We start from the raw sequence: 18,587 nt of genomic DNA, 5'->3' as shown, positions 1-18,587 counted from the left end.
AGCACGGACCCCGCCGCCGGTCGTGATATCCGCCTCAGAAGGGAAGCCCGATGGCGCCGCCCGGATTCGAGGACGATCCGCTGGCCGGGCACCCCGGCACGTTGCGCCCGCTGACCGGCGACCTGGTCGCCGCGGTGCTGGCCGCTCGGGGCCGGCCGGTCGGTCGGGCCGTCAACGGCGACCTGGTGGGCCGCTTCGACGACAATCTCATCTGGTTCCTGCGCCTCGGCGCAGACGGCGAGTTGTTGCAGGTCCGCACCATGGTCACGGCCACCTTCGACATCGAGCAGGTGCCCTCCCTGTACGCCTTCTGCAACTCGTGGAACCACGACCGGCTCTGGCCCAAGGCGTTCGTGCACGTCGACGACGACGGTCGGGCCCAGATCTGCGGCGAGGTCATCACCGACCTGGAGCGCGGAGTGACCCCGCACCAGCTCGACCAACTGCTTGACTGCGGCATCACGGCCGGGTGCCAGCTCGCCATGGCGGTCGGCCGGCTGCCCGGTGCGGTGTCGGCATGACCGGGCGGGACGAGGCCACCGGCAGCCGTACCGAACGGGCCGGTGAGCCCGGCGCGTCGGGCACCGGCAGCCGGGCCGCGGCCCGCGCTCCGGCGCTGGTGGCCGCGCTCGTCGACGCCCGGGACCTGCCCGACGGCCAGGCCCGGCTGGTCGCCCTGGAACGGGTCGCCGAGCGGGCCGACGCCGCCGGGGACGTCCGGTCCGCGGTGGACGCCCGGATCGCGCTGATCGAGGCGTACCTGCTGCACGGCGAGCGGTGGCGTCTGGTCGAGCCGGTACGGCGCTGCCTGGCCGCCGCCGACCACTGGCCAGGGCTGCTCACCGACGCGGAGGCCGCGCTGCTGCTGCGCTACCAGCGGTACGCGGTGGAGGCGCTGCTCGGCACCCCCCGGGTGGGGCTGGACCAGACCCGGGCCCTGCTCGACGACCTGGCGCTGCGGGTGGGAGCGGACGGACCCGACGCGCCGACCGTCGCCGAGCTGCGCTGCCGGATCGCCGACCACCTCGGCGACGAGCCCACCGCCCGCCACTTCTACCAGCGGTGGACCGGCACACGCCCCGGGCCGGCCGGCGGCTGCGCGGGCTGCGCCCCGGCCCGGCGCGCGGAGTTGCTCGCCGGCTGGGGTGAGTGGCACTCGGCCCTCACCGAGCTGCGGCAGCCCGCCGCCGCGGACGGCTGCACCGACCAGCCCGAGCGATCGCTGGTCGCCGGGCTGTTGCCCGAGCTGCGGGCCGGCGATCCGACCCGGGCCGCGGCGGCACACGTGCGGGCGTACCGGAGGCACCGGCGCGAACGCGCCGCGTTCCCGCACCTCGCCACGCACCTGAGGTTCTGCGCGCTCGGCGGCCATCTGGAACGCGGCCTGGCCATCCTGGCCGCGCAACTGCCCCGGCTGGACCAACCCACCGACGACCACGCGGCGATGGAGTTCGCCGCCGCCGGGGCGCTGCTCTGCGGGCTGGCCGGGGACGCCGGCCTCGGTGGACGGACGGTGCGCCGCCCGGCGTACGGCGAACGCCCGGCCGCCGACCTCGACGTCGCCGCCCTCGGCGCGCTGCTGCTCGGCGTGGCAAGCGAACTGGCGGGCAGCTTCGACGCCCGCAACGGGACCGGTCACCACTCCGGAAGGATGGCGGCCTGGCTGGCCGAACGCCCAGTCCCGGCGTCGATGCCGCTGCCCGTGCGGGACGACGAGACCGACACCGACGACACCGACGACGCCGGTCCGCCGGGCGCCGACGCGTACCCCGAGCACGAGGTGACGGGCTTCACCCTCGATCTGATCACCAGTGCGCTGGATCGGCGCGGCGATCAGTACGTGGTCGACGAGGACGGCACCGTGGTCGGGCGGTGGGGTGCGGCGCTGATCCAGTTCCGCCGGGCCGGCGAGCGCGGCGAGGTGCTGCACACCCGGGCGATGGCAGCCCGTCGACTGCCGGCGGAGCGCCGCGCCGAGGCGTACGCCTTCTGCAACGCGTGGAACCACGACCGGCTGCTGCCCAAGGCGTACGCGCACGACCTCGGCCCCGAGATCGTGCTGGCCGGCGACGTGGCCACCGACCTGACCCACGGGGTGGCGCCAGCGCAGATCAGGGTCCTGGTGGACGCCGCCGTCGCCACCGGCGTGGCGTACGCCGAGGCCGTCGCCGCGCTGCCCTGACTCCGGCGGGCCGCAGCGGAGACGGCGACGCCGGTCCACCCCGAACAGGGTGGACCGGCGTCAGCGCGACGTTGCTCAGACCTCGACGACGGTGGGCACGATCATGGGCCGACGCCGGTACTTGTCGTTGACCCACCGCCCAACGGTCCGCCGGACGATCTGCTGGAGCTGGTGCGGGTCGGTGATGCCGTCGGCGGCGGCCCGGTTGAGCGCCTCGGTGACCAGCGGAACCACCGGGTTGAACGCCTCCGGGTCCTCGGAGAAGCCCTTCGCGGACAGCGTCGGGCCGGCGACCACCTTGCCGGTGACCGAGTCGACGACCACGGTGGTGGCGATGAAGCCGCCGTCACCGAGGATCCGCCGCTCGGTGAGCAACGACTCGCTGACGTCGCCGACGGCGAGGCCATCGACGTAGACGTACTTGCTCTTGACGTGCCCCACCAGGCTGGCGCGGCCCTCGACCAGGTCGACCACGTCGCCGTCCTCGCAGATCACCACCCGGTCGGCGGCGACCCCGGACTCGATGCCGAGCCGGGCGTGGGCCCGCAGGTGACGCCACTCGCCGTGCACCGGCATCAGGTTGCTGGGCCGGACCACGTTGAGCAGGTAGAGCAGCTCTCCGGCGGGGGCGTGCCCTGAGACGTGCACCTTCGCCACGTCCTTGTGCACGACCACCGCACCGGCCCGGGCGAGCCGGTTGATCACCCGGTAGACCGAGGTTTCGTTGCCCGGCACCAGCGACGAGGCCAACACCACCGTGTCGCCGGGGGCGATCGTGATGTGCCGGTGGTCGCCGCTGGCCATCCGGCCCAACGCGCTCATCGGCTCGCCCTGCGAACCGGTGGACATCAGCACGATCTGGTCGGGAGGCAGCGTGGTCGCCTCGTCGATCCCGATGACCAGGCCGGCCGGGATGTTGAGCAGGCCCAGGTCCCGGGCGATGCCCATGTTGCGGACCATCGACCGGCCGATCAGCGCGACCTTGCGGCCGTGCTCCGCGGCGGAGTCGAAGACCTGCTGCACCCGGTGCACGTGCGAGGCGAACGAGGCCACGATGATCCGGCCCTTGGCCTTCGCGAAGATCGAGTCGAGCACCGGCCCGATCTCCCGCTCCGGGGTGACGAAGCCGGGGATCTCCGCGTTCGTGGAGTCGGACAGCAGCAGGTCGACGCCCTCGGCGCCGAGCCGCGCGAAGCCCGCCAGGTCGGTGATCCGGCCGTCCAGCGGAAGCTGGTCCATCTTGAAGTCGCCGGTGTGCAGCACCAGGCCCGCCGGGGTACGGATGGCCACGGCGAGCGCGTCCGGAATCGAGTGGTTGACGGCGAAGAACTCGCACTCGAACGGGCCGAGCCGCTCCCGGCCGCCCTCCCGCACGGTCAACGTGTAGGGCTGGATGCGCCGCTCGGCCAGCTTCGCCTCGACCAGGGCGAGGGTGAACTGTGAGCCGACCAGCGGAATGTCGGGCTTGTGGGCGAGCAGGTACGGCACCGCGCCGATGTGGTCCTCGTGGCCGTGGGTCAGCACGATCGCCTGGACGTCGGCCAGCCGGTCGAGAATCGGCCCGAAGTCGGGCAGGATCAGGTCCACGCCCGGCTGTTCGACGTCGGGGAAGAGCACCCCACAGTCGACGATCAGCAGCTTGCCGTCGTATTCGAAGACGGTCATGTTCCGACCGATGGCGCCGAGCCCGCCGAGCGGGATGATCCGCAGGCCCCCTTCCGGCAGCGGCGGGGGCAGTTCCGCCTCGATGTGCGCCTCGGTCACGCGTCCACCTCATTCTGCGACGCCATCACTCGGCGCCCATCGTGTCGTTCGATCATTCGGGCAGCTCCAGGCCCGCTGCCGCGAAGTCCGCGCGCAGCTGGGCGATCTCGTCGTTGGTGGCGTCCACCAGCGGGGGTCGCACCGGGCCGGCCGGCAGGCCCAGCGACGCCAGGCCCGCCTTCACCAGGATGGTGCCCTGGGTACGGAAGATGCCGGTGAACAGCGGCAGCAGCCGCCGGTGCAGGGCAAGCGCGGCCGGCATGTCCCCCGCGTCGTACGCCTCGATCATCTGTGCGGTCAGCGCCCCGGTGAAGTGCGTCGAGGTGCCGACCAGGCCCACGCTGCCGACGGCCAGCGCCGGCAGGGTGAGCGCGTCCTCACCGCTGTAGAAGGCGAGGGAGCTTCGGCTGGTCACCCAGCTGGTGGCGGTCAGGTCGCCCTTGGCGTCCTTGACCGCGACGATCCGGCCGTGCTCGGCGAGCCGGACCAGCGTCTCGGTGTCGATCGGCACGCCGGAGCGGTGCGGGATGTCGTACAGCATCACCGGCAGGCCGGTGGCGTCGGCCACCGCGGTGAAGTGCCGCAGCAGCCCGCTCTGCGGCGGCTTGTTGTAGTACGGGGTGACCACCAGCAGACCGTGCGCGCCCGCCTTCTCGGCGGTGGCGGCCAGCTCGATGGTGTGCCGGGTGTCGTTGGTGCCGACCCCGGCGACCACTTTGGCGCGGTCACCGACGGCCTCCACCACGGCCCGGATCAGGCGTTCCTTCTCCGCGTCGGTGGTGGTCGGTGACTCACCGGTGGTGCCGTTGATGACCAGCGCGTCGTTGCCCTGCTCGTCGACCAGGTGAGTCGCCAGCCGGGCGGCGCCGTCGAGGTCGAGCGAGCCGTCGGGGGTGAACGGGCTCACCATGGCCGTGAGCAACCGCCCGAAGGGGCGGGACACCGCTCGGGCGCCGGTGTCGGGGTGGTCGTGCGTCATACCCTCCAACCTAGCGGACGACCGGCCGGGGCCAGCCGGGGAAGGGCTCAGGATGCCTCGTGAGGGCTGGCCGCCACCTCGGTCCCGTCCGCCAGCGTGGAGATCACGAAGTCGGCGAAGACGTTCGGGGCGACCCCCTGCAGCTGGCGCAGGCACTCCACGGCCAGCTCACGGATCTCCACGTCGGCGTGCTCGGTGGCACGCATCGCGACGAAGTGCCGCCACGCCCGGTAGTTGCCACTGACCACGATCCGGGTCTCGGTGGCGTTGGGCAGCACCGCGCGGGCCGCCTGCCGGGCCTGCTTGCGGCGCAGCGTCGGGTTCGGCTCGTCGGAGAACCGCTTCTCCAGGCCCTCCAACAGCTCGGTGTACGCCCGCACGCTCGCCTCGGCGGCCTCGGTGAACTTCTTGTGCAGCTCCGGGTCGTCGGCGATCACCGCCGGCTCGACCATGGCCGCGTCCCGCTCCGGGACGTAGCGCTGGGACAGCTGGGAGTACGAGAAGTGCCGGTGCCGGATCAGCTCGTGGGTGAAGGAGCGGGACACCCCGGTGAAGTAGAAGGTCACCGAGCCGTGCTCCAGCACGCTCAGGTGGCCGACCTCAAGGATGTGCGCGAGATAACCGGCGTTGGTGGCGGTCGCCGGGTTCGGCTTCTTCCAGGACTGGTAACACGCCCGACCGGCGAACTCGGCGAGCGCCTGACCGCCCTCGGCATCGGTCGACCACGGCACGTCGTCCGGGGCCGCGAACTGGGTCCACGCGATCAACTTGACCTGGGGCTGCACCATCTCCGGCATTCCTGGCACTGTAGTGGCGCGCCGCCCCTCGGCCCAACTCAGACTCACCCCGTGCAATGTCGATCACTCAGACGGCCCCGGAGCCGAAACCCCGGGGGGCGGGCTGGTGCGTCGTGGCCAGGGAGTCGCGGCCAGAACGTCGCGGCCAGGAGGTCGCGGCCAGGAGGTCGCGGCGGGGCCGCCCGTGACCCGGGACCTCACCGCCGGGGCATCGCGGCGAAGGCACCACGGCCCGCAACCCACCACCAAGGCATCACGGCGAAGGCACCGCCGCCCCGGCACCACGGCCCGCAACCCCACCGCCGCGGCATCACGGCGAAGGCATCGCCGCCCCGCATCACCGCCCGGAACCCCACCGCCGAGGCATCGCGGCGAAGGCGTCGCGGCCCCGGCACCACGGCCCGGAACTCCACCGCCGAAGCATCGCGGCCAGGGCGGCCACTACTGGCCGCGTCCTTTGGAGCTGAATCGTCTACGACATCAGCCATCCCTGCGCGGACGAGCAGTCTCCGCGCGGGTCCGCGACAGCAGCGCGGGGTCCGGGCGGGCGGCGGGCTGCGGGCTGCGGGCTGCGGGCTGCGGGCTGCGGGCTGCGGGCTGCGGGCTGCGGGCGAGAAATTGGACAGCTGGTCGGCAGTGACGGCCGGAGGAAACAGGCGATGTCCTAAACGGTTCAGCTCCAAAGGGCGCGAGCAACACCTGCCGGCCGGGCCGGCAGCCGCGAACCGACGACGCGTGAACCGCCAGCGCCGCGAACCGACAGGCCGCCGCGAACCGACAGGCCGCCGCGAACCGACAGGCCGCCGCAAATCGACAGGCCGACGTGCACCGACAGACCACCGCGTCGGGCGGGCGGAGCGCTCAGAGGTAGGGCTCAGACGTAGAACGAGGTGAACGGCGCCCAGGGCAGGTTGCGCAGCACCGAGAAGGCGAGCCACGCGGCCAGGAAACCACCGATGACCTTGGAGCTGATCCGCAGCTCGGGCAGCCTCCAGCCGAACGCCTGGTTGCCCGCCCAGGCGACGAAGAGGTACGCCAGGAACGGAACCGCGAAGACGAACAGGAAGTGGTGCCGGGCAGCGGCCGGCAGGTCGCCGTGCAGCACGTACCAGAGGGCGCGGGTGCCGCCGCAGCCCGGACAGTCCAGCCCGGTGGTCAGCTTGAGCAGGCAGGTCGGCGCAGCATCCGGGTCGGCGTGGGTCGGGTTGCTCAGCAGCGCGTAACCCATGCCGGCGGCGACGCAGCCGACCGCGGCCAACGGCACCGCCCAGCGTGGCGAACGCTCGTAGAGCCGCAACACGAACCGGGTCAGCCGGTCCGGCTCCGGGGCTGGGTAGCCGTAGCCAGCCGGCGGGCTCGCCGGCCACCCGGCAGGACCAGTTCCACCGGCAGCGTCAGCTTCTGCCGGCACCGTGCGGACCGCCCCGGGGGCGGGCGTCGGCTGGTCGACCGGTCCGGGAGCGCTCGTCACGCGCTCACGGTACACCGGACACGCCGGCCAACGCGGCGGTGAGCGGGCCGGCCAGGTCACCGGCGGTGGGCGGTGCCACCGCGCTCAGCCCCAGCCAGCCGGCGAGCCGGTACAGCTCGGCCGCGAGGGCGACGGCGGTCTCCCCCGGGTCGGCCCCGGGCTCGACCCACGCGGCCGGCACCAGCAGCACCCCGGCCTTGCGGTCGGCCTTCAGGTCGACCCGGGCGGTGAACCTGTCGCCCTGCAGAAACGGCAGCACGTAGTAGCCGTAGACCCGCTGCGGCGCCGGCACATAGATCTCGATGCGGTAGGTGAAGTCGAAGAGCCGTTCGGTGCGGGCCCGCTCCCAGATCAGCGGGTCGAACGGGCTGACCAGCGTGTTGCCTCGAACCCACCGGGGCAGTCGGGCGGACGCGTGCAGCCAGGCGGGCTGGCGCCAGCCCGCCACGCTGACCGGCACCAGCTCACCGGCCTCGACCAGCTCCGCGATGGCCTGGCGGGCACCGGCCAGCGGCAGTCGGAAGTAGTCGCGCAGCTCCGGCTCGGCGGCCACCCCGAGCGACCGCGCGGCGAGGGCCACCAGGCTGCGGTACGCCTCGGCGTCGGTCGGGGTGGGCTCGGCCAGCACGGCCGGCGGGAGCACCCGCTCGGGCAGGTCGTAGCGGCGGGCGAAGGAGGTGCTGCGCTCGGCGGCCGTCACCTCGCCGGCCCAGAACAGGAACTCCAGCGCCCGCTTCACCGCCGACCAGTTCCACCCCCAGTTGCCGGTCTCCCGGGGCGCGTCGTGCTCGATCTCGGCCGCGGTCAAGGGACCACGGGCAGCCACCTCGTCGCGCACCCAGGCGACCAGCTCCGGCTGCTCCTCGGCGATGCGCCGCATGCCGCCCCAGGACTCGCTGTGCGCGCGGGCCATGCGCCAGCGCAGCAGCGGGTGCAGCCCGACCGGGACCAGCGACGCCTCATGGCCCCAGTATTCGAACAGCTCGCGGGGTCGGCGGTAGGCGGCCTGGTCGAGCAGCGTGGTCGGGTACGGGCCGAGCCGGCTGTAGAGCGGCAGGTAGTGCGCGCGTTGCAGCACGTTTACCGAGTCCATCTGGATCAGCCCGACCCGGTCGAGGACCCGGCGCAGGTGCCGGCGGGTGGGCACGCCGGCCGGTGCCGGGTCGGCGAAGCCCTGGGCGGCGAGAGCCACCCGCCGGGCCTGGGCGAGCGAGAGTGATTCCGGTGCGGTCATCGTCGGCGACCTTAAATCATGGGTACGACGCCGGTGCGGGAAGCTGGACTCCGACCATCACGGGGCATAGAACGGTGCAATGCTGACGATCCGCCGGGAGGAGCCGGACGACGCCGACGCGGTCGCCCGGGTGCACGTGCACGGCTGGCAGGCGGGTTACGCCGGGTTCATGCCGGACGAGGTGCTGGGACGGCTCAACGTGGCGGCCTGGGCACAGCGCCGCCGTGACGTCGGCACCGCCGACCCGGAGCACCCGTTCACCACTCTGCTCGGCGAGGTGGACGGCCTGGTCATCGGCTTCACCACGTTCGGGCCGTACCGCCGCAACCAGGACCGGGACGACCTGGACCCGGCCGTCGGCGAGGTGCTGGCGCTCTACGTCGAGCCGGCGTTCTGGGGTGACGGGACAGCCGCCGCGCTGTTCGCCGCCGCCCAGGCCGGGCTCGGCGAGCAGGGCTGGACCGGATACCGGCTGTGGGTGCTGGCGGACAACGTGCGGGCACGCCGGTTCTGCGAGCGGGCCGGATTGTCACCGGACGGTGAGCAGGCGACCTATCAGGTGCCGCTCGCCGGCGGGCGCGGGCCGGTCGGGTTGGCCGAGCTGCGGTACGCCGGACGCCTCGACGACTGACCCGTGCGGGGTCAGCCACCGGCGGATCGGCAGGAAGGCCAGCAGCGCGAGGCTGATCCAGACGTACGCGTTGCTGCCCAGGAAGCCGTCGACGCCGGTGAAGTCCTTCTCCCAGAACCACACGGTACGGCTGATCAGCAGCGCGTACCCGATGGTCGCGGCGGCCAGCAGGACCAGCCGACGGCGGCCGGCCGGCGCGGCCATCGCGTTGTCGACCAGCAGGATCAGCGCGGGCAGCAACCAGACCAGGTGGTGCACCCAGGTGACGGGGCTGACCAGGCACATCACCGCGCCGGTCAGCGCCAGACCGGTCGCCTCGTCGCCGGCCGCGACGGCGGCCCGGGACCGCCAGGCCCAGAGCGCCAGGGTGGCGAGCACCAGCAGCAGCCAGAGCAGGGTGCTCGGGTGCTGCGGGTCGAGCCGGGCGACCACCCCGCGCAGCGACTGGTTGGAGACGAAGGCCAGTTCGCCGACCCGGCCGGTGTTCCACAGCGCCTCGGTCCAGAACTCCCGCGACGCGTCCGGGAAGAGCGCCCCGGCCAGCAGGGTGACACCGGCGGCCACGCCGCTGGCGGTCAGCGCGGCCCGCCACCGCCCGGTGACCAGCAGATAGACGATGAAGATGCCCGGGGTCAGCTTGATCGCGGTGGCCAGGCCGACGCCCACACCCGCCCACCGGTTGCCGGCCGGCAGCAGCCGCAGCAGGTCCACCGCCACCAGGAAGAGCAGCAGGGTGTTGACCTGACCGAAGTTGACCGTCTCCCGCATCGGTTCGAAGGCGGCGGCCAGGCAGAGCGCCACGGCCAGGGCGAACCAGCGGGTCCACCCGGCCCGACGGGCGATCGGGTCGACCAGCCACCAGATCAGCACCGTCGTGGTGACCACGCTGGCCAGCACGCTCACCACGATCGCCGCCGTCCACGGCAGGTACGCCATCGGCAGCATGACCAGCGCGGCGAACGGCGGATAGGTGAAGCCGTACTGGGTGCCCGGTTTGAGGTAGTCGTAGATCTCCCCGCCGTCGTGCACCCACCAGGTCAACGCGCCGTAGTAGACCTTCAGGTCGAAGAAGCCGTGCCGTACGGCCGCCACAGCGAGGAACGCGGTGACCGCCGCGGCGAGCACGACCACGCCCACGACCTGCGCGGTCGTCCTGTTGGCACCCTGCGCCACCGTCGCCTCCCTGGCCCTGCGTAGGCTTCCGTCCCATGGCTCTCGGGTACGTCCGCCCGGCGCGTCCCGAGGACGCCGGCGAGATCGCACGCATTCAACTCGCGACCTGGCGGGTCGCGTACCGTCGGATCCTGCCTCGGCACGTCCTCGACAACCTGGACGAGGCGTTCCTCGCCCGGCGGTGGAGCGCCGCGGTGCTGGAGCCGCCCTCGGCCGCGCACCGGGTGCTGGTCGCCGTCGAACAGGCCGAGCAATCGTATCTGGTGGGTTTCGCCGCCTCCGGCCCGGCCGACGCCGAGGCGCTGGCTCCGGGCGAGCCGGAAGAGGCGCTGGGCCCGGACGTGGCGGCGGTGACCGACCTGCTGGTCGAGCCGCGCTGGGGTCGACGTGGGCACGGCAGCCGGCTGCTCGCCGCCTCCGTCGACCTGTGGCGGGAGGACGGTCTGAGCCGGGCGGTGGCCTGGGCGTTCGAGGGTGACGAGGCGACCCGCAAGTTCCTCGCCAGCACCGGGTGGGAGGCCGACGGCGCGGCCCGCGCGCTGGACGTCGAGGACATGCTGGTGCCGCAGGTACGCCTGCACGTCGGCGTCCCGGCCGAGCGGGAGGACGACCAGCCCGCCGACTGACGCGGCGCGCCCGCCGGATCTACCGGCCCGATGTCGGACCGTTCGCCTACGGTCGGGCTCATGAGGGCAGCGAGCGCGTCAGTGACGGCGCCGACAGACGACGGCCGGCTGGAGGAGCACCGGGTCGAGCTGACCGGCTACTGCTACCGGATGCTCGGCTCGCTGTTCGACGCCGAGGACGCGGTGCAGGAGACCCTGCTGCGCGCCTGGCGTGGGTGGGAGGGCTTCGACGGCCGGTCCAGCCCGCGCACCTGGCTCTACCGCATCGCCACGAACGTCTGCCTGGACCATCTGCGCGGCCGCAACCGGCGCGCCCTGCCGACGGACTTCGGCGACCCGTCACCGCCGGTGGCGGCGGCCCTGGGTGATCCGGAGGCCGGCTGGGTGGGGCCGGCACCGGACGCGGCGGTGCTGCCGACGGCGGATCCAGCGGAGCTGGCGCTGCTACGGGATTCGGTACGGTTGGCGTTCGTCGCCGCGCTCCAGCACCTGCCGGCCCGCCAGCGCGTGGTGCTGATCCTGCGCGACGTGCTGCGGTGGCACGCCGACGAGGTCGCTGGCCTGCTCGACAGCAGCGTGCCGGCCGTCAACAGTGCGCTGCAACGTGCCCGCGCGACGCTGGCCGACCGGGTGGCAACGGCCGACGCGGCGAGCACGCCTGTGTTGGACGAGGAGCAACGCGATCTGCTGGCCCGCTACGTGCGGGTCTTCGAGCGCTACGACATCGACGCCCTCGTGGGTCTGCTGCGCGCCGACGCCATCCAGAGCATGCCGCCGTACCGGATGTGGCTGCGCGGCGCGGCCGACATCGGTCGCTGGATGGTCGGCCCGGGGGCGGGCTGCCGTGGCTCCCGGCTCCTGTCGGTGTCGGCCAACGGCGGGCCGGCGTTCGCCCAGTACCGGCCCGACCCGGCCGGTGGGCACCTACCGTTCGCCATTCAGTTCATCGAGGTCGCCGGCGGCCGGATCACGCGGGTCACGTCCATGTTGGATCCGGCGATCTTCGCCCGCTTCGGCCTGCCCGACCGGCTGCCCTGACCACCACCGATGAGTTCGGCGCCGGCCCTGGTCCACCCGAAGGCCGACCACACGCCAGCGACCTACACGGTGCTCAACTTCCCGGTCGACGACGTGGACCGGGCGGTCGACGAGCTGACCACGCGCGGGGTGCGCTTCGCCCGCTACGACGGGATGCCGCAGGACGACAAGGGGATCATGCGTGGGCAGGGGCCCGCGATCGCCTGGTTCACCGACCCGGCCGGCAACATCCTGTCCGTCCTGGAGCAGTAACCGGGGCGCGATCAGTCGAGCAGGGCGTCCAAGCCGACGGTGAGGCCGGGGTGGTTGCGCACCGCGCGGACGGCCAGCAGCACACCGGGCATGAAGGACACCCGGTCGTACGAGTCGTGCCGGATGGTCAGCGTCTCGCCGGTGGTGCCGAAGAGCACCTCCTGGTGGGCGACGAGGCCGGTGGCACGGACGGCGTGCACGCGTACCCCGTCGATGTCGGCGCCCCGCGCGCCCGGCACCTCGTCCCGGGTGGCGTCCGGCACCGGGCCGAGGCCGGCGGCGGCCCGGGCCTGGGCGATCTGCCGGGCGGTGTGCGTGGCGGTGCCACTCGGCGCGTCCAGCTTGCGCGGGTGGTGCTGCTCGATGATCTCGACGGACTCGAAGTGCCGGGCGGCCCGCGCCGCGAACTGCATCATCAGCACCGCGCCGATGCCGAAGTTGGGTGCGATCACGGCGTTGACGCCGGGCTTGCCGGCCAGCCAGCCGCGCACCTGTTCCAGGCGCTGCTCGGTGAAGCCGGTGGTGCCGACCACCGCGCTGATGCCGTGCTCGACACACCACCGCAGGTTGTCCATGACGACGTCCGGCGTGGTGAAGTCGACGACCACCTCGGCGCCGGCGGCCGAGACCGCGGACAGGTCGTCACCCTGGTCGACAGCTGCCACCAGGTCAAGATCGTCGGCGGTGTCGACCGCCTTGCAGACCTCGATGCCCATCCGGCCCCGAGCGCCGAGCACACCGACTCGCAGCGGCTCGTTCGGGTTTCTCTCCTGCGCGTCCGTCACGCGCCACAACCTACCAATCGGGACGTGCGCCTCCCGCCGGACGGGGTCCACACCCACCATCCGGGAGCACGCCTGCCCGACAGCGCCATCACGCGCTCACGCGGCGGCGACAACCCTCAGGCGGAGAAGTCGCCCTTGCCGAACGGGCCGACCACGGCCAGCGACATCGGTCGGCTCAGCAGTTCCGCGGCGAGCGCGTTGACGTCCGCCACGGTGACCTCGTCGACCCGACGGAGCAGCTCGTCCACCGGCATCAGGTCGCCGTAGAGCAGCTCACCCTTGGCCAGGCGGCTCATCCGGGAACCGGTGTCCTCCAGGCCGAGCACGAACGAGCCCTTGCTCATCCCCTTGCCCCGGGCCACCTCGGCCTCGGTCAACCCGTCGGCGGCGACCCGGGCCAACTCGGCGCGGGTCAGGGCGAGCACCTCGTCCACCTTGCCCGGCGCGCAGCCGGCGTAGACGGCGAACAGGCCACTGTCGGCGTACTGGCTGGCGTAGGAGTAGACCGAGTACGCCAGGCCGCGCTGCTCGCGGATCTCCTGGAACAGGCGGCTGGACATGCCACCGCCGAGCACGTTGTTGAGCACCCCGAGGGCGAAGCGCCGATCGTCGATGCGGTCGATGCCGGGGCAGCCGAGGATGACGTGCGCCTGCTCGGTCTCCTTCGGCTCGACAAGCGTGGTGGCCGGCTTGGTGCGTACCGTCGGGGTGGCCGCGCGGTGCGACGCCGGGGCCGCCGGGTCGCTGTCCAGCGGGGTGCCGCGTATCGCCTGGCGGACCAGCTTGACCACCGTGGCGTGGTCGAGGTTGCCGGCGGCGGCGATGACGATCTGCGGCGCCGTGTACCGCCCCCGGTAGAAGCTCTGGATCTGCCGGCGGGTCATCGGCGTGACGGTCGCCTCGGTGCCGGAGATCAGCCGGCCCAGCGGGTGGTCGCCGTAGACGGCGCGGGCGAAGAGGTCGTGCACCTCGTCACCGGGCTCGTCGTCGTGCATGGCGATCTCCTCCAGGATCACGCCACGCTCGGTCTCCACGTCGGCCGGCTCCAGCAGCGAGTCGGCGACCAGGTCGCACATCACGTCGATCGCCAGCGGCAGGTCCTCGTCCAGCACGCGGGCGTAGTAGCAGGTGTATTCCTTCGTCGTGAAGGCGTTGGTCTCGCCACCCACCGCCTCGATCTGCGACGAGATCTCCAGCGCGGTGCGCTTGTGGGTGCCCTTGAAGAGCAGGTGCTCCAGGAAGTGCGCGGCACCGGCCTGGGGACGGGTCTCGTCCCGCGAGCCCACCGCCACCCAGATCCCGAAGGAGACGCTGCGCATCGCGGGAATCGCCTCGGTGAGCACACGAAGGCCGCTGGGCAGCACGGTACGACGTACCGTGCCGCCCAGCGGGTCGTCGCTGAGCGTCCGGGTCACCGCCCGAGCGGTGCCGCCGGAGCGGCCCGCCCCGGTGTCCCGAGACGGGGCCACCCCCCGTCGATCCGGTGGAAACGGCGCACTGAAGGCCCGACTCACGTGGTGCTCCCGGTTCGACGAGGGGTGGGTGATGCGATGTGCGGAGGTCAGCTGTGCCGGGTCCGGCGGCGCGGACGCTCGCCGCCCTCGCCACCCTCGCCGCCGCCGTTGCCGCCACCCTCGCCACGGTCACCGCGCTCCGGGCCACGGCCGCCCCGGTCGCCGCCACGCTCGCGGTCGCCCCGGTCACGCGGACCACGGTCGCCCCGGTCACGGCTGGCCGGCCGGTCGCCACCGGCGGCCTCGCCAGCGGCCGGCGCCTCGGCGCCCTCCGGGCGGACCTTGTCCAGGTAGATCTTGCCGCGGGCGTCGATGTCCGCGATCTCGACCTCGACCCGGTCGCCGACGTTGAGGAAGTCCTCAACACGCTCGACCCGCTTGCCGTCGCCCACCTTGGAGATGTGCAGCAGACCGTCGCGGCCCGGCAGCAGCGAGATGAACGCGCCGAACGCGGCGGTCTTGACCACCGTGCCGAGGAACCGCTCGCCCTGCTTCGGCAGCGTCGGGTTGGCGATCCCGTTGATCCGGTCGACGGCCGCCTGGGCCGACGGGCCGTTGGTGGCGCCGACGTAGATCGTGCCGTCGTCCTCGATGGAGATCTCGGCGCCGGTCTCGTCCTGGATCGCGTTGATGGTCTGCCCCTTCGGGCCGATCACCATGCCGATCTTGTCCACCGGGATCTTGACGGTGGTGACCCGCGGCGCGTAGTCGGACATCTCGGCCGGAGCCTCGATCGCCGCCTTCATCACGCCGAGGATGATCTGCCGGGCCTCGTTGGCCTGCTGCAGCGCGGCGGCCAGCACGTCCGACGGGATGCCGTTGAGCTTGGTGTCGAGCTGGAGCGCGGTGACGAACTCCGGCGTGCCGGCGACCTTGAAGTCCATGTCACCGAACGCGTCCTCGGCACCGAGGATGTCGGTCAGCGTCACGTACTGGGTCTTGCCGTCCACCTCGTCGGAGATGAGCCCCATCGCGATGCCGGCGACCGGCGCCTTCAGCGGCACACCCGCGGAGAGCAGGCCCAGCGTCGACGCGCAGACCGAACCCATCGAGGTGGAGCCGTTGGAGCCGAGCGCCTCGGAGACCTGCCGGATGGCGTACGGGAACTCCTCGCGCGACGGCAGCACCGGGATCAGTGCCCGCTCGGCGAGCGCGCCGTGGCCGATCTCGCGCCGCTTCGGCGAGCCGACCCGGCCGGTCTCACCGGTCGAGTACGGCGGGAAGTTGTAGTTGTGCATGTAGCGCTTGCGGTTCTCGGGGGACAGCGTGTCCACCATCTGCTCCATGCGGAGCATGTTCAGCGTGGTGACGCCCAGGATCTGGGTCTCGCCCCGCTCGAACAGCGCCGAACCGTGCACCCGGGGCAGCACGCCGACCTCGGCGGTCAGCGCCCGGATGTCGCGCGGGCCACGCCCGTCCATGCGGACCTGCTCGCGCAGCACGCGGTTGCGCACCTCGGACTTGGTCAGCGACCGGAAGGCGGCGCTGAGCTCCTTCTCCCGACCCTCGAACCGAGCGCCCAACTCCTCGGCGACCCGGGCCTTGACCCGGTCCAGGGCCTCCTCGCGGTCGGCCTTGCCGGCGATGGTGATCGCCTCGGCGACCTCGCCGCGGGCCAGCTCGGAGACGGCGTCGTACACGTCGTCCTGGTAGTCCAGGAACACCGGGAACTCGGTGACCGGCTTGGCGGCGACCTCGGCCAGCTCGCTCTGCGCGCGGCACAGCTCACGGATCGCCGGCTTCGCGGCCTCCAGGCCACTGGCCACGACCTCCTCGGTCGGGGCGGTGGCACCGGCCGAGATCAGGGCGACGGCGTTCGGCGTGGCCTCGGCCTCGACCATCATGATCGCGACGTCGCCGTCCTCCAGCGTGCGGCCCGCCACGACCATGTCGAAGGTGGCGCGAGCCAGCTCCTCCAGGGTCGGGAAGGCGACCCACTGGCCGTCGATGTGCGCGACCCGGGTGGCACCGATCGGGCCGGAGAACGGCAGGCCGGAGAGCTTGGTCGACATCGAGGCGGCGTTGATCGCCACGACGTCGTACGGGTGCTGCGGGTCGAGCGCGAGGATGGTCTCGACGACCTGGACCTCGTTGCGCAGGCCCTTGACGAACGACGGGCGCAGCGGCCGGTCGATCAGCCGGCAGGTGAGGATCGCGTCCTCGCTGGGCCGACCCTCACGGCGGAAGAACGAGCCGGGGATGCGGCCCGCGGCGTACATCCGCTCCTCGACGTCGACGGTCAGCGGGAAGAAGTCGAACTGCTCCTTCGGGTGCTTACCGGCGGTCGTGGCGGAGAGAACCACCGTCTCGCCCAGCTGGGCGATGACGGAACCGGCGGCCTGGCGAGCCAGCCGGCCGGTGGAGAAGGTGATCTCACGGGTGCCGAAGGACCCGTTGTCGATCACGGCGGTGCGGGATTCGGTGCCGAGTTTGGTCTCGGTCATGTGCTGTCGTGCTCCTTCGCGTCGTGGGCCCACGACATCGGGGAGCTGCTCAGCCGGCCGGTCTTCGATCGAAGCGCCCGGGTGGCCGGCATGATGCCGGGTTCCCGGGGGCCACTACCGGAGACCGGTACGCTGACCGGCTCCCTCTCGGGTGGTCGCGCGGCCCGTGTTTGTTCAGGTGGGACGCGGTACGGGGGAGCGGCCGGTCGGCCACTCCCCCGTCACGTCACCGGCGCAGGCCGAGCCGCTCGATGAGCGACCGGTAGCGGGCAATGTCCTTCTTCTGGACGTAGTTGAGCAGCCGACGGCGACGGCCGACCAGCAGCAGCAGCCCACGGCGGCTGTGGTGGTCGTGCTTGTGCACCTTCAGGTGCTCGGTCAGCTCGGCGATCCGCTTGGTGAGGACCGCGACCTGGACCTCCGGCGAACCGGTGTCGCCCTCGGCGGTCGCGTACTCCGCGCGGATGCTGGCCTTGGCTTCCTGGTCGAGCGCCATGTTCTCCCTGTTTCGATGGGTTGATCAAGTAGGTGTCCGTCGTCCCGATGAACCGGGAACGGACCGGTACCTCGCACCCGCGGCGTCGTGCAGGCACGCGAGGCCCCACGCCGGTCACCCGACGTCCGGGCAAGACTACCAGCAACCAGCGGAAGCGCCCGGTGAAGGGCTCGGCAGGAGCGGCGCGATCCCCCGCGACGATCAGCTCAGAGCGCGCCGAGTGCGTGCGACGTCCTGTTCGATCTGGGCGATCAACGGTTCGACCGAGTCGTACCGGACCTGACCGCGCAGGTGTGCCACGAAGTCCAGCGCCAGCCGCTCACCGTAGAGGTCGCCGTCGAAGTCCAGCGCGTACGCCTCCACCCGCCGCTCCCGGCCAGAGAAGGTCGGGTTGGTGCCCACCGACACCGCCGCCATCAGCGGCTCGTGCTGCCCTCGGCGGATCATCCGGGCGGCGTACACCCCGTCGGCGGGCACCGCCGCGTACCGGTGGCAGAGCAGGTTCGCCGTGGGGAAGCCCAGCACCCGGCCGCGCTGGTCGCCGCGCACCACCACGCCCTCCACCCGATGCGGGCGGCCCAGCGCGGCCGCCGCGGCGCCCACGTCACCCGCGTCGACGCAGGAGCGGATGTACGTGGAGGAGAAGACCGTGCCGTCCTGGGCGACCAGCGGGCCGCCCTCCACCCCGAAGCCGAAGGTCTGCCCCAGCCGCTCCAGCAGTGCCACGTCGCCGGCCGCCCGGTGCCCGAAACGGAAGTTGCTGCCCACCACCACCAGCGCCGCGTGCAGGTGCTCGACCAGGATGTCGTGCACGAACTGCTCGGCCGGCAGCCGGGAGAACTCCGCGGTGAACGGCACCACGCAGAGCACGTCCACGCCGAGCGCCTCGACCAACTCCGCCTTGCGGGCCGGTTCGGTGAGCACCGCCGGGTGGGAGCCGGGCCGGACCACCTCGGCCGGGTGCGGGTCGAACGTGACGACCACCGACTGCACGCCCAACTCCCGGGCCCGCGCCACGGCGTGCCCGATCGTCGCCTGGTGCCCCTTGTGCACGCCGTCGAAGACACCGATGGTGACGACCGAGCGCCCCCAACCACCGGGCGCCGCGTCGTACCCCCGCCACCGCTGCATGCCGTTCCTCCCCTGCTGTCCCGCCGTCCGGCGGGTCGACACCGCCGACCGGGGCCGGCGAACCTGCCTC

General features: G+C 72.6%; 17 protein-coding genes. 6 read left to right on the top strand and 11 right to left on the bottom strand.

What is annotated here, in order from left to right:
- Window positions 1–50 precede the first annotated feature (50 nt).
- Window positions 51–521 carry a YbjN domain-containing protein gene (locus ABZ808_RS28030; RefSeq protein ID WP_357012143.1) on the top strand — a complete coding sequence of 157 codons (471 nt, stop codon included), beginning with the start codon at window positions 51–53 and terminating at the stop codon, window positions 519–521.
- Window positions 518–2,182 (top strand): YbjN domain-containing protein, encoded by a 1,665-nt coding sequence (locus tag ABZ808_RS28025; RefSeq protein ID WP_357012141.1) that lies wholly within the window; start codon window positions 518–520, stop codon window positions 2,180–2,182. Before ABZ808_RS28030 ends, ABZ808_RS28025 begins: the two co-directional genes overlap by 4 nt.
- A 75-nt stretch (window positions 2,183–2,257) precedes the next feature.
- On the opposite strand, the gene ABZ808_RS28020 is transcribed toward ABZ808_RS28025, so the two are convergent.
- The 5 genes from ABZ808_RS28020 to ABZ808_RS28000 form a co-directional block, all read right to left on the bottom strand.
- Window positions 2,258–3,946, bottom strand: coding sequence for a ribonuclease J (locus tag ABZ808_RS28020; protein WP_357012139.1), 1,689 nt, complete (start codon window positions 3,944–3,946; stop codon window positions 2,258–2,260).
- Window positions 3,947–3,998: 52 nt separating this feature from the next.
- Window positions 3,999–4,925 (bottom strand): 4-hydroxy-tetrahydrodipicolinate synthase, encoded by a 927-nt coding sequence (gene dapA, locus ABZ808_RS28015; RefSeq protein WP_357012136.1) that lies wholly within the window; start codon window positions 4,923–4,925, stop codon window positions 3,999–4,001.
- Between the two features lie 47 nt (window positions 4,926–4,972).
- Window positions 4,973–5,713 (bottom strand): FAD-dependent thymidylate synthase, encoded by a 741-nt coding sequence (gene thyX, locus ABZ808_RS28010; protein ID WP_357012421.1) that lies wholly within the window; start codon window positions 5,711–5,713, stop codon window positions 4,973–4,975.
- A gap of 883 nt (window positions 5,714–6,596) precedes the next feature.
- Entirely contained in the window at window positions 6,597–7,133 is a 537-nt protein-coding gene (locus tag ABZ808_RS28005; protein WP_357012420.1) for a DUF2752 domain-containing protein, read from the bottom strand.
- Between the two features lie 64 nt (window positions 7,134–7,197).
- The gene (locus tag ABZ808_RS28000) at window positions 7,198–8,427 is read right to left on the bottom strand and encodes a crosslink repair DNA glycosylase YcaQ family protein (RefSeq protein ID WP_357012134.1); all 1,230 of its coding nucleotides are present in this window, start codon (window positions 8,425–8,427) and stop codon (window positions 7,198–7,200) included.
- A 79-nt stretch (window positions 8,428–8,506) separates the two neighbouring features.
- Here ABZ808_RS28000 and ABZ808_RS27995 point away from each other — a divergent pair, with 79 nt between their 5' ends.
- Window positions 8,507–9,058: a GNAT family N-acetyltransferase gene (locus tag ABZ808_RS27995; protein WP_357012132.1), complete on the top strand. Its 552-nt coding sequence runs from the start codon at window positions 8,507–8,509 to the stop codon at window positions 9,056–9,058.
- On the opposite strand, the gene ABZ808_RS27990 is transcribed toward ABZ808_RS27995, so the two are convergent.
- Complete coding sequence (locus ABZ808_RS27990; protein ID WP_357012130.1) at window positions 8,957–10,231, bottom strand: glycosyltransferase 87 family protein; 1,275 nt, start codon at window positions 10,229–10,231, stop codon at window positions 8,957–8,959. The two genes, ABZ808_RS27995 and ABZ808_RS27990, sit on opposite strands and share 102 nt — an antisense overlap.
- A 35-nt stretch (window positions 10,232–10,266) precedes the next feature.
- Here ABZ808_RS27990 and ABZ808_RS27985 point away from each other — a divergent pair, with 35 nt between their 5' ends.
- From ABZ808_RS27985 to ABZ808_RS27975, 3 genes are read left to right on the top strand one after another with little or no spacing between them, the layout of a single operon-like run.
- Complete coding sequence (locus ABZ808_RS27985) at window positions 10,267–10,857, top strand: GNAT family N-acetyltransferase (protein ID WP_357012127.1); 591 nt, start codon at window positions 10,267–10,269, stop codon at window positions 10,855–10,857.
- 60 nt (window positions 10,858–10,917) lie between these two features.
- Window positions 10,918–11,895, top strand: coding sequence for a sigma-70 family RNA polymerase sigma factor (locus ABZ808_RS27980; protein ID WP_357012124.1), 978 nt, complete (start codon window positions 10,918–10,920; stop codon window positions 11,893–11,895).
- 9 nt (window positions 11,896–11,904) lie between these two features.
- The gene (locus ABZ808_RS27975) at window positions 11,905–12,147 is read left to right on the top strand and encodes a VOC family protein (protein WP_357012122.1); all 243 of its coding nucleotides are present in this window, start codon (window positions 11,905–11,907) and stop codon (window positions 12,145–12,147) included.
- A gap of 11 nt (window positions 12,148–12,158) precedes the next feature.
- On the opposite strand, the gene dapB is transcribed toward ABZ808_RS27975, so the two are convergent.
- The 5 genes from dapB to ABZ808_RS27950 all read right to left on the bottom strand — a co-directional run bounded on the left by dapB (window position 12,159) and on the right by ABZ808_RS27950 (window position 18,517).
- On the bottom strand, window positions 12,159–12,932 hold the full coding sequence (gene dapB, locus ABZ808_RS27970; protein WP_357012120.1) for a 4-hydroxy-tetrahydrodipicolinate reductase: 774 nt from the start codon (window positions 12,930–12,932) through the stop codon (window positions 12,159–12,161).
- 116 nt (window positions 12,933–13,048) lie between these two features.
- On the bottom strand, window positions 13,049–14,446 hold the full coding sequence (locus ABZ808_RS27965) for a pitrilysin family protein (protein ID WP_357012117.1): 1,398 nt from the start codon (window positions 14,444–14,446) through the stop codon (window positions 13,049–13,051).
- A gap of 47 nt (window positions 14,447–14,493) precedes the next feature.
- Window positions 14,494–16,890 carry a polyribonucleotide nucleotidyltransferase gene (locus ABZ808_RS27960; protein ID WP_357012115.1) on the bottom strand — a complete coding sequence of 799 codons (2,397 nt, stop codon included), beginning with the start codon at window positions 16,888–16,890 and terminating at the stop codon, window positions 14,494–14,496.
- A 226-nt stretch (window positions 16,891–17,116) separates the two neighbouring features.
- A complete protein-coding gene (gene rpsO, locus ABZ808_RS27955) occupies window positions 17,117–17,386 on the bottom strand; it encodes a 30S ribosomal protein S15 (protein ID WP_030337594.1) in 270 nt (89 codons plus the stop codon).
- A 201-nt stretch (window positions 17,387–17,587) separates the two neighbouring features.
- Window positions 17,588–18,517, bottom strand: a complete 930-nt coding sequence (locus ABZ808_RS27950) for a bifunctional riboflavin kinase/FAD synthetase (protein WP_357012112.1) — start codon at window positions 18,515–18,517, stop codon at window positions 17,588–17,590.
- Between the last annotated feature and the right edge of the window lie 70 nt (window positions 18,518–18,587).

It is taken from the genome of Micromonospora sp. NPDC047527, assembly GCF_040643015.1.
Lineage (GTDB): Bacteria > Actinomycetota > Actinomycetes > Mycobacteriales > Micromonosporaceae > Micromonospora.
Note: the sequence above shows the minus strand (reverse complement) of the source record. Positions and strands in the feature narration are given on the sequence as shown.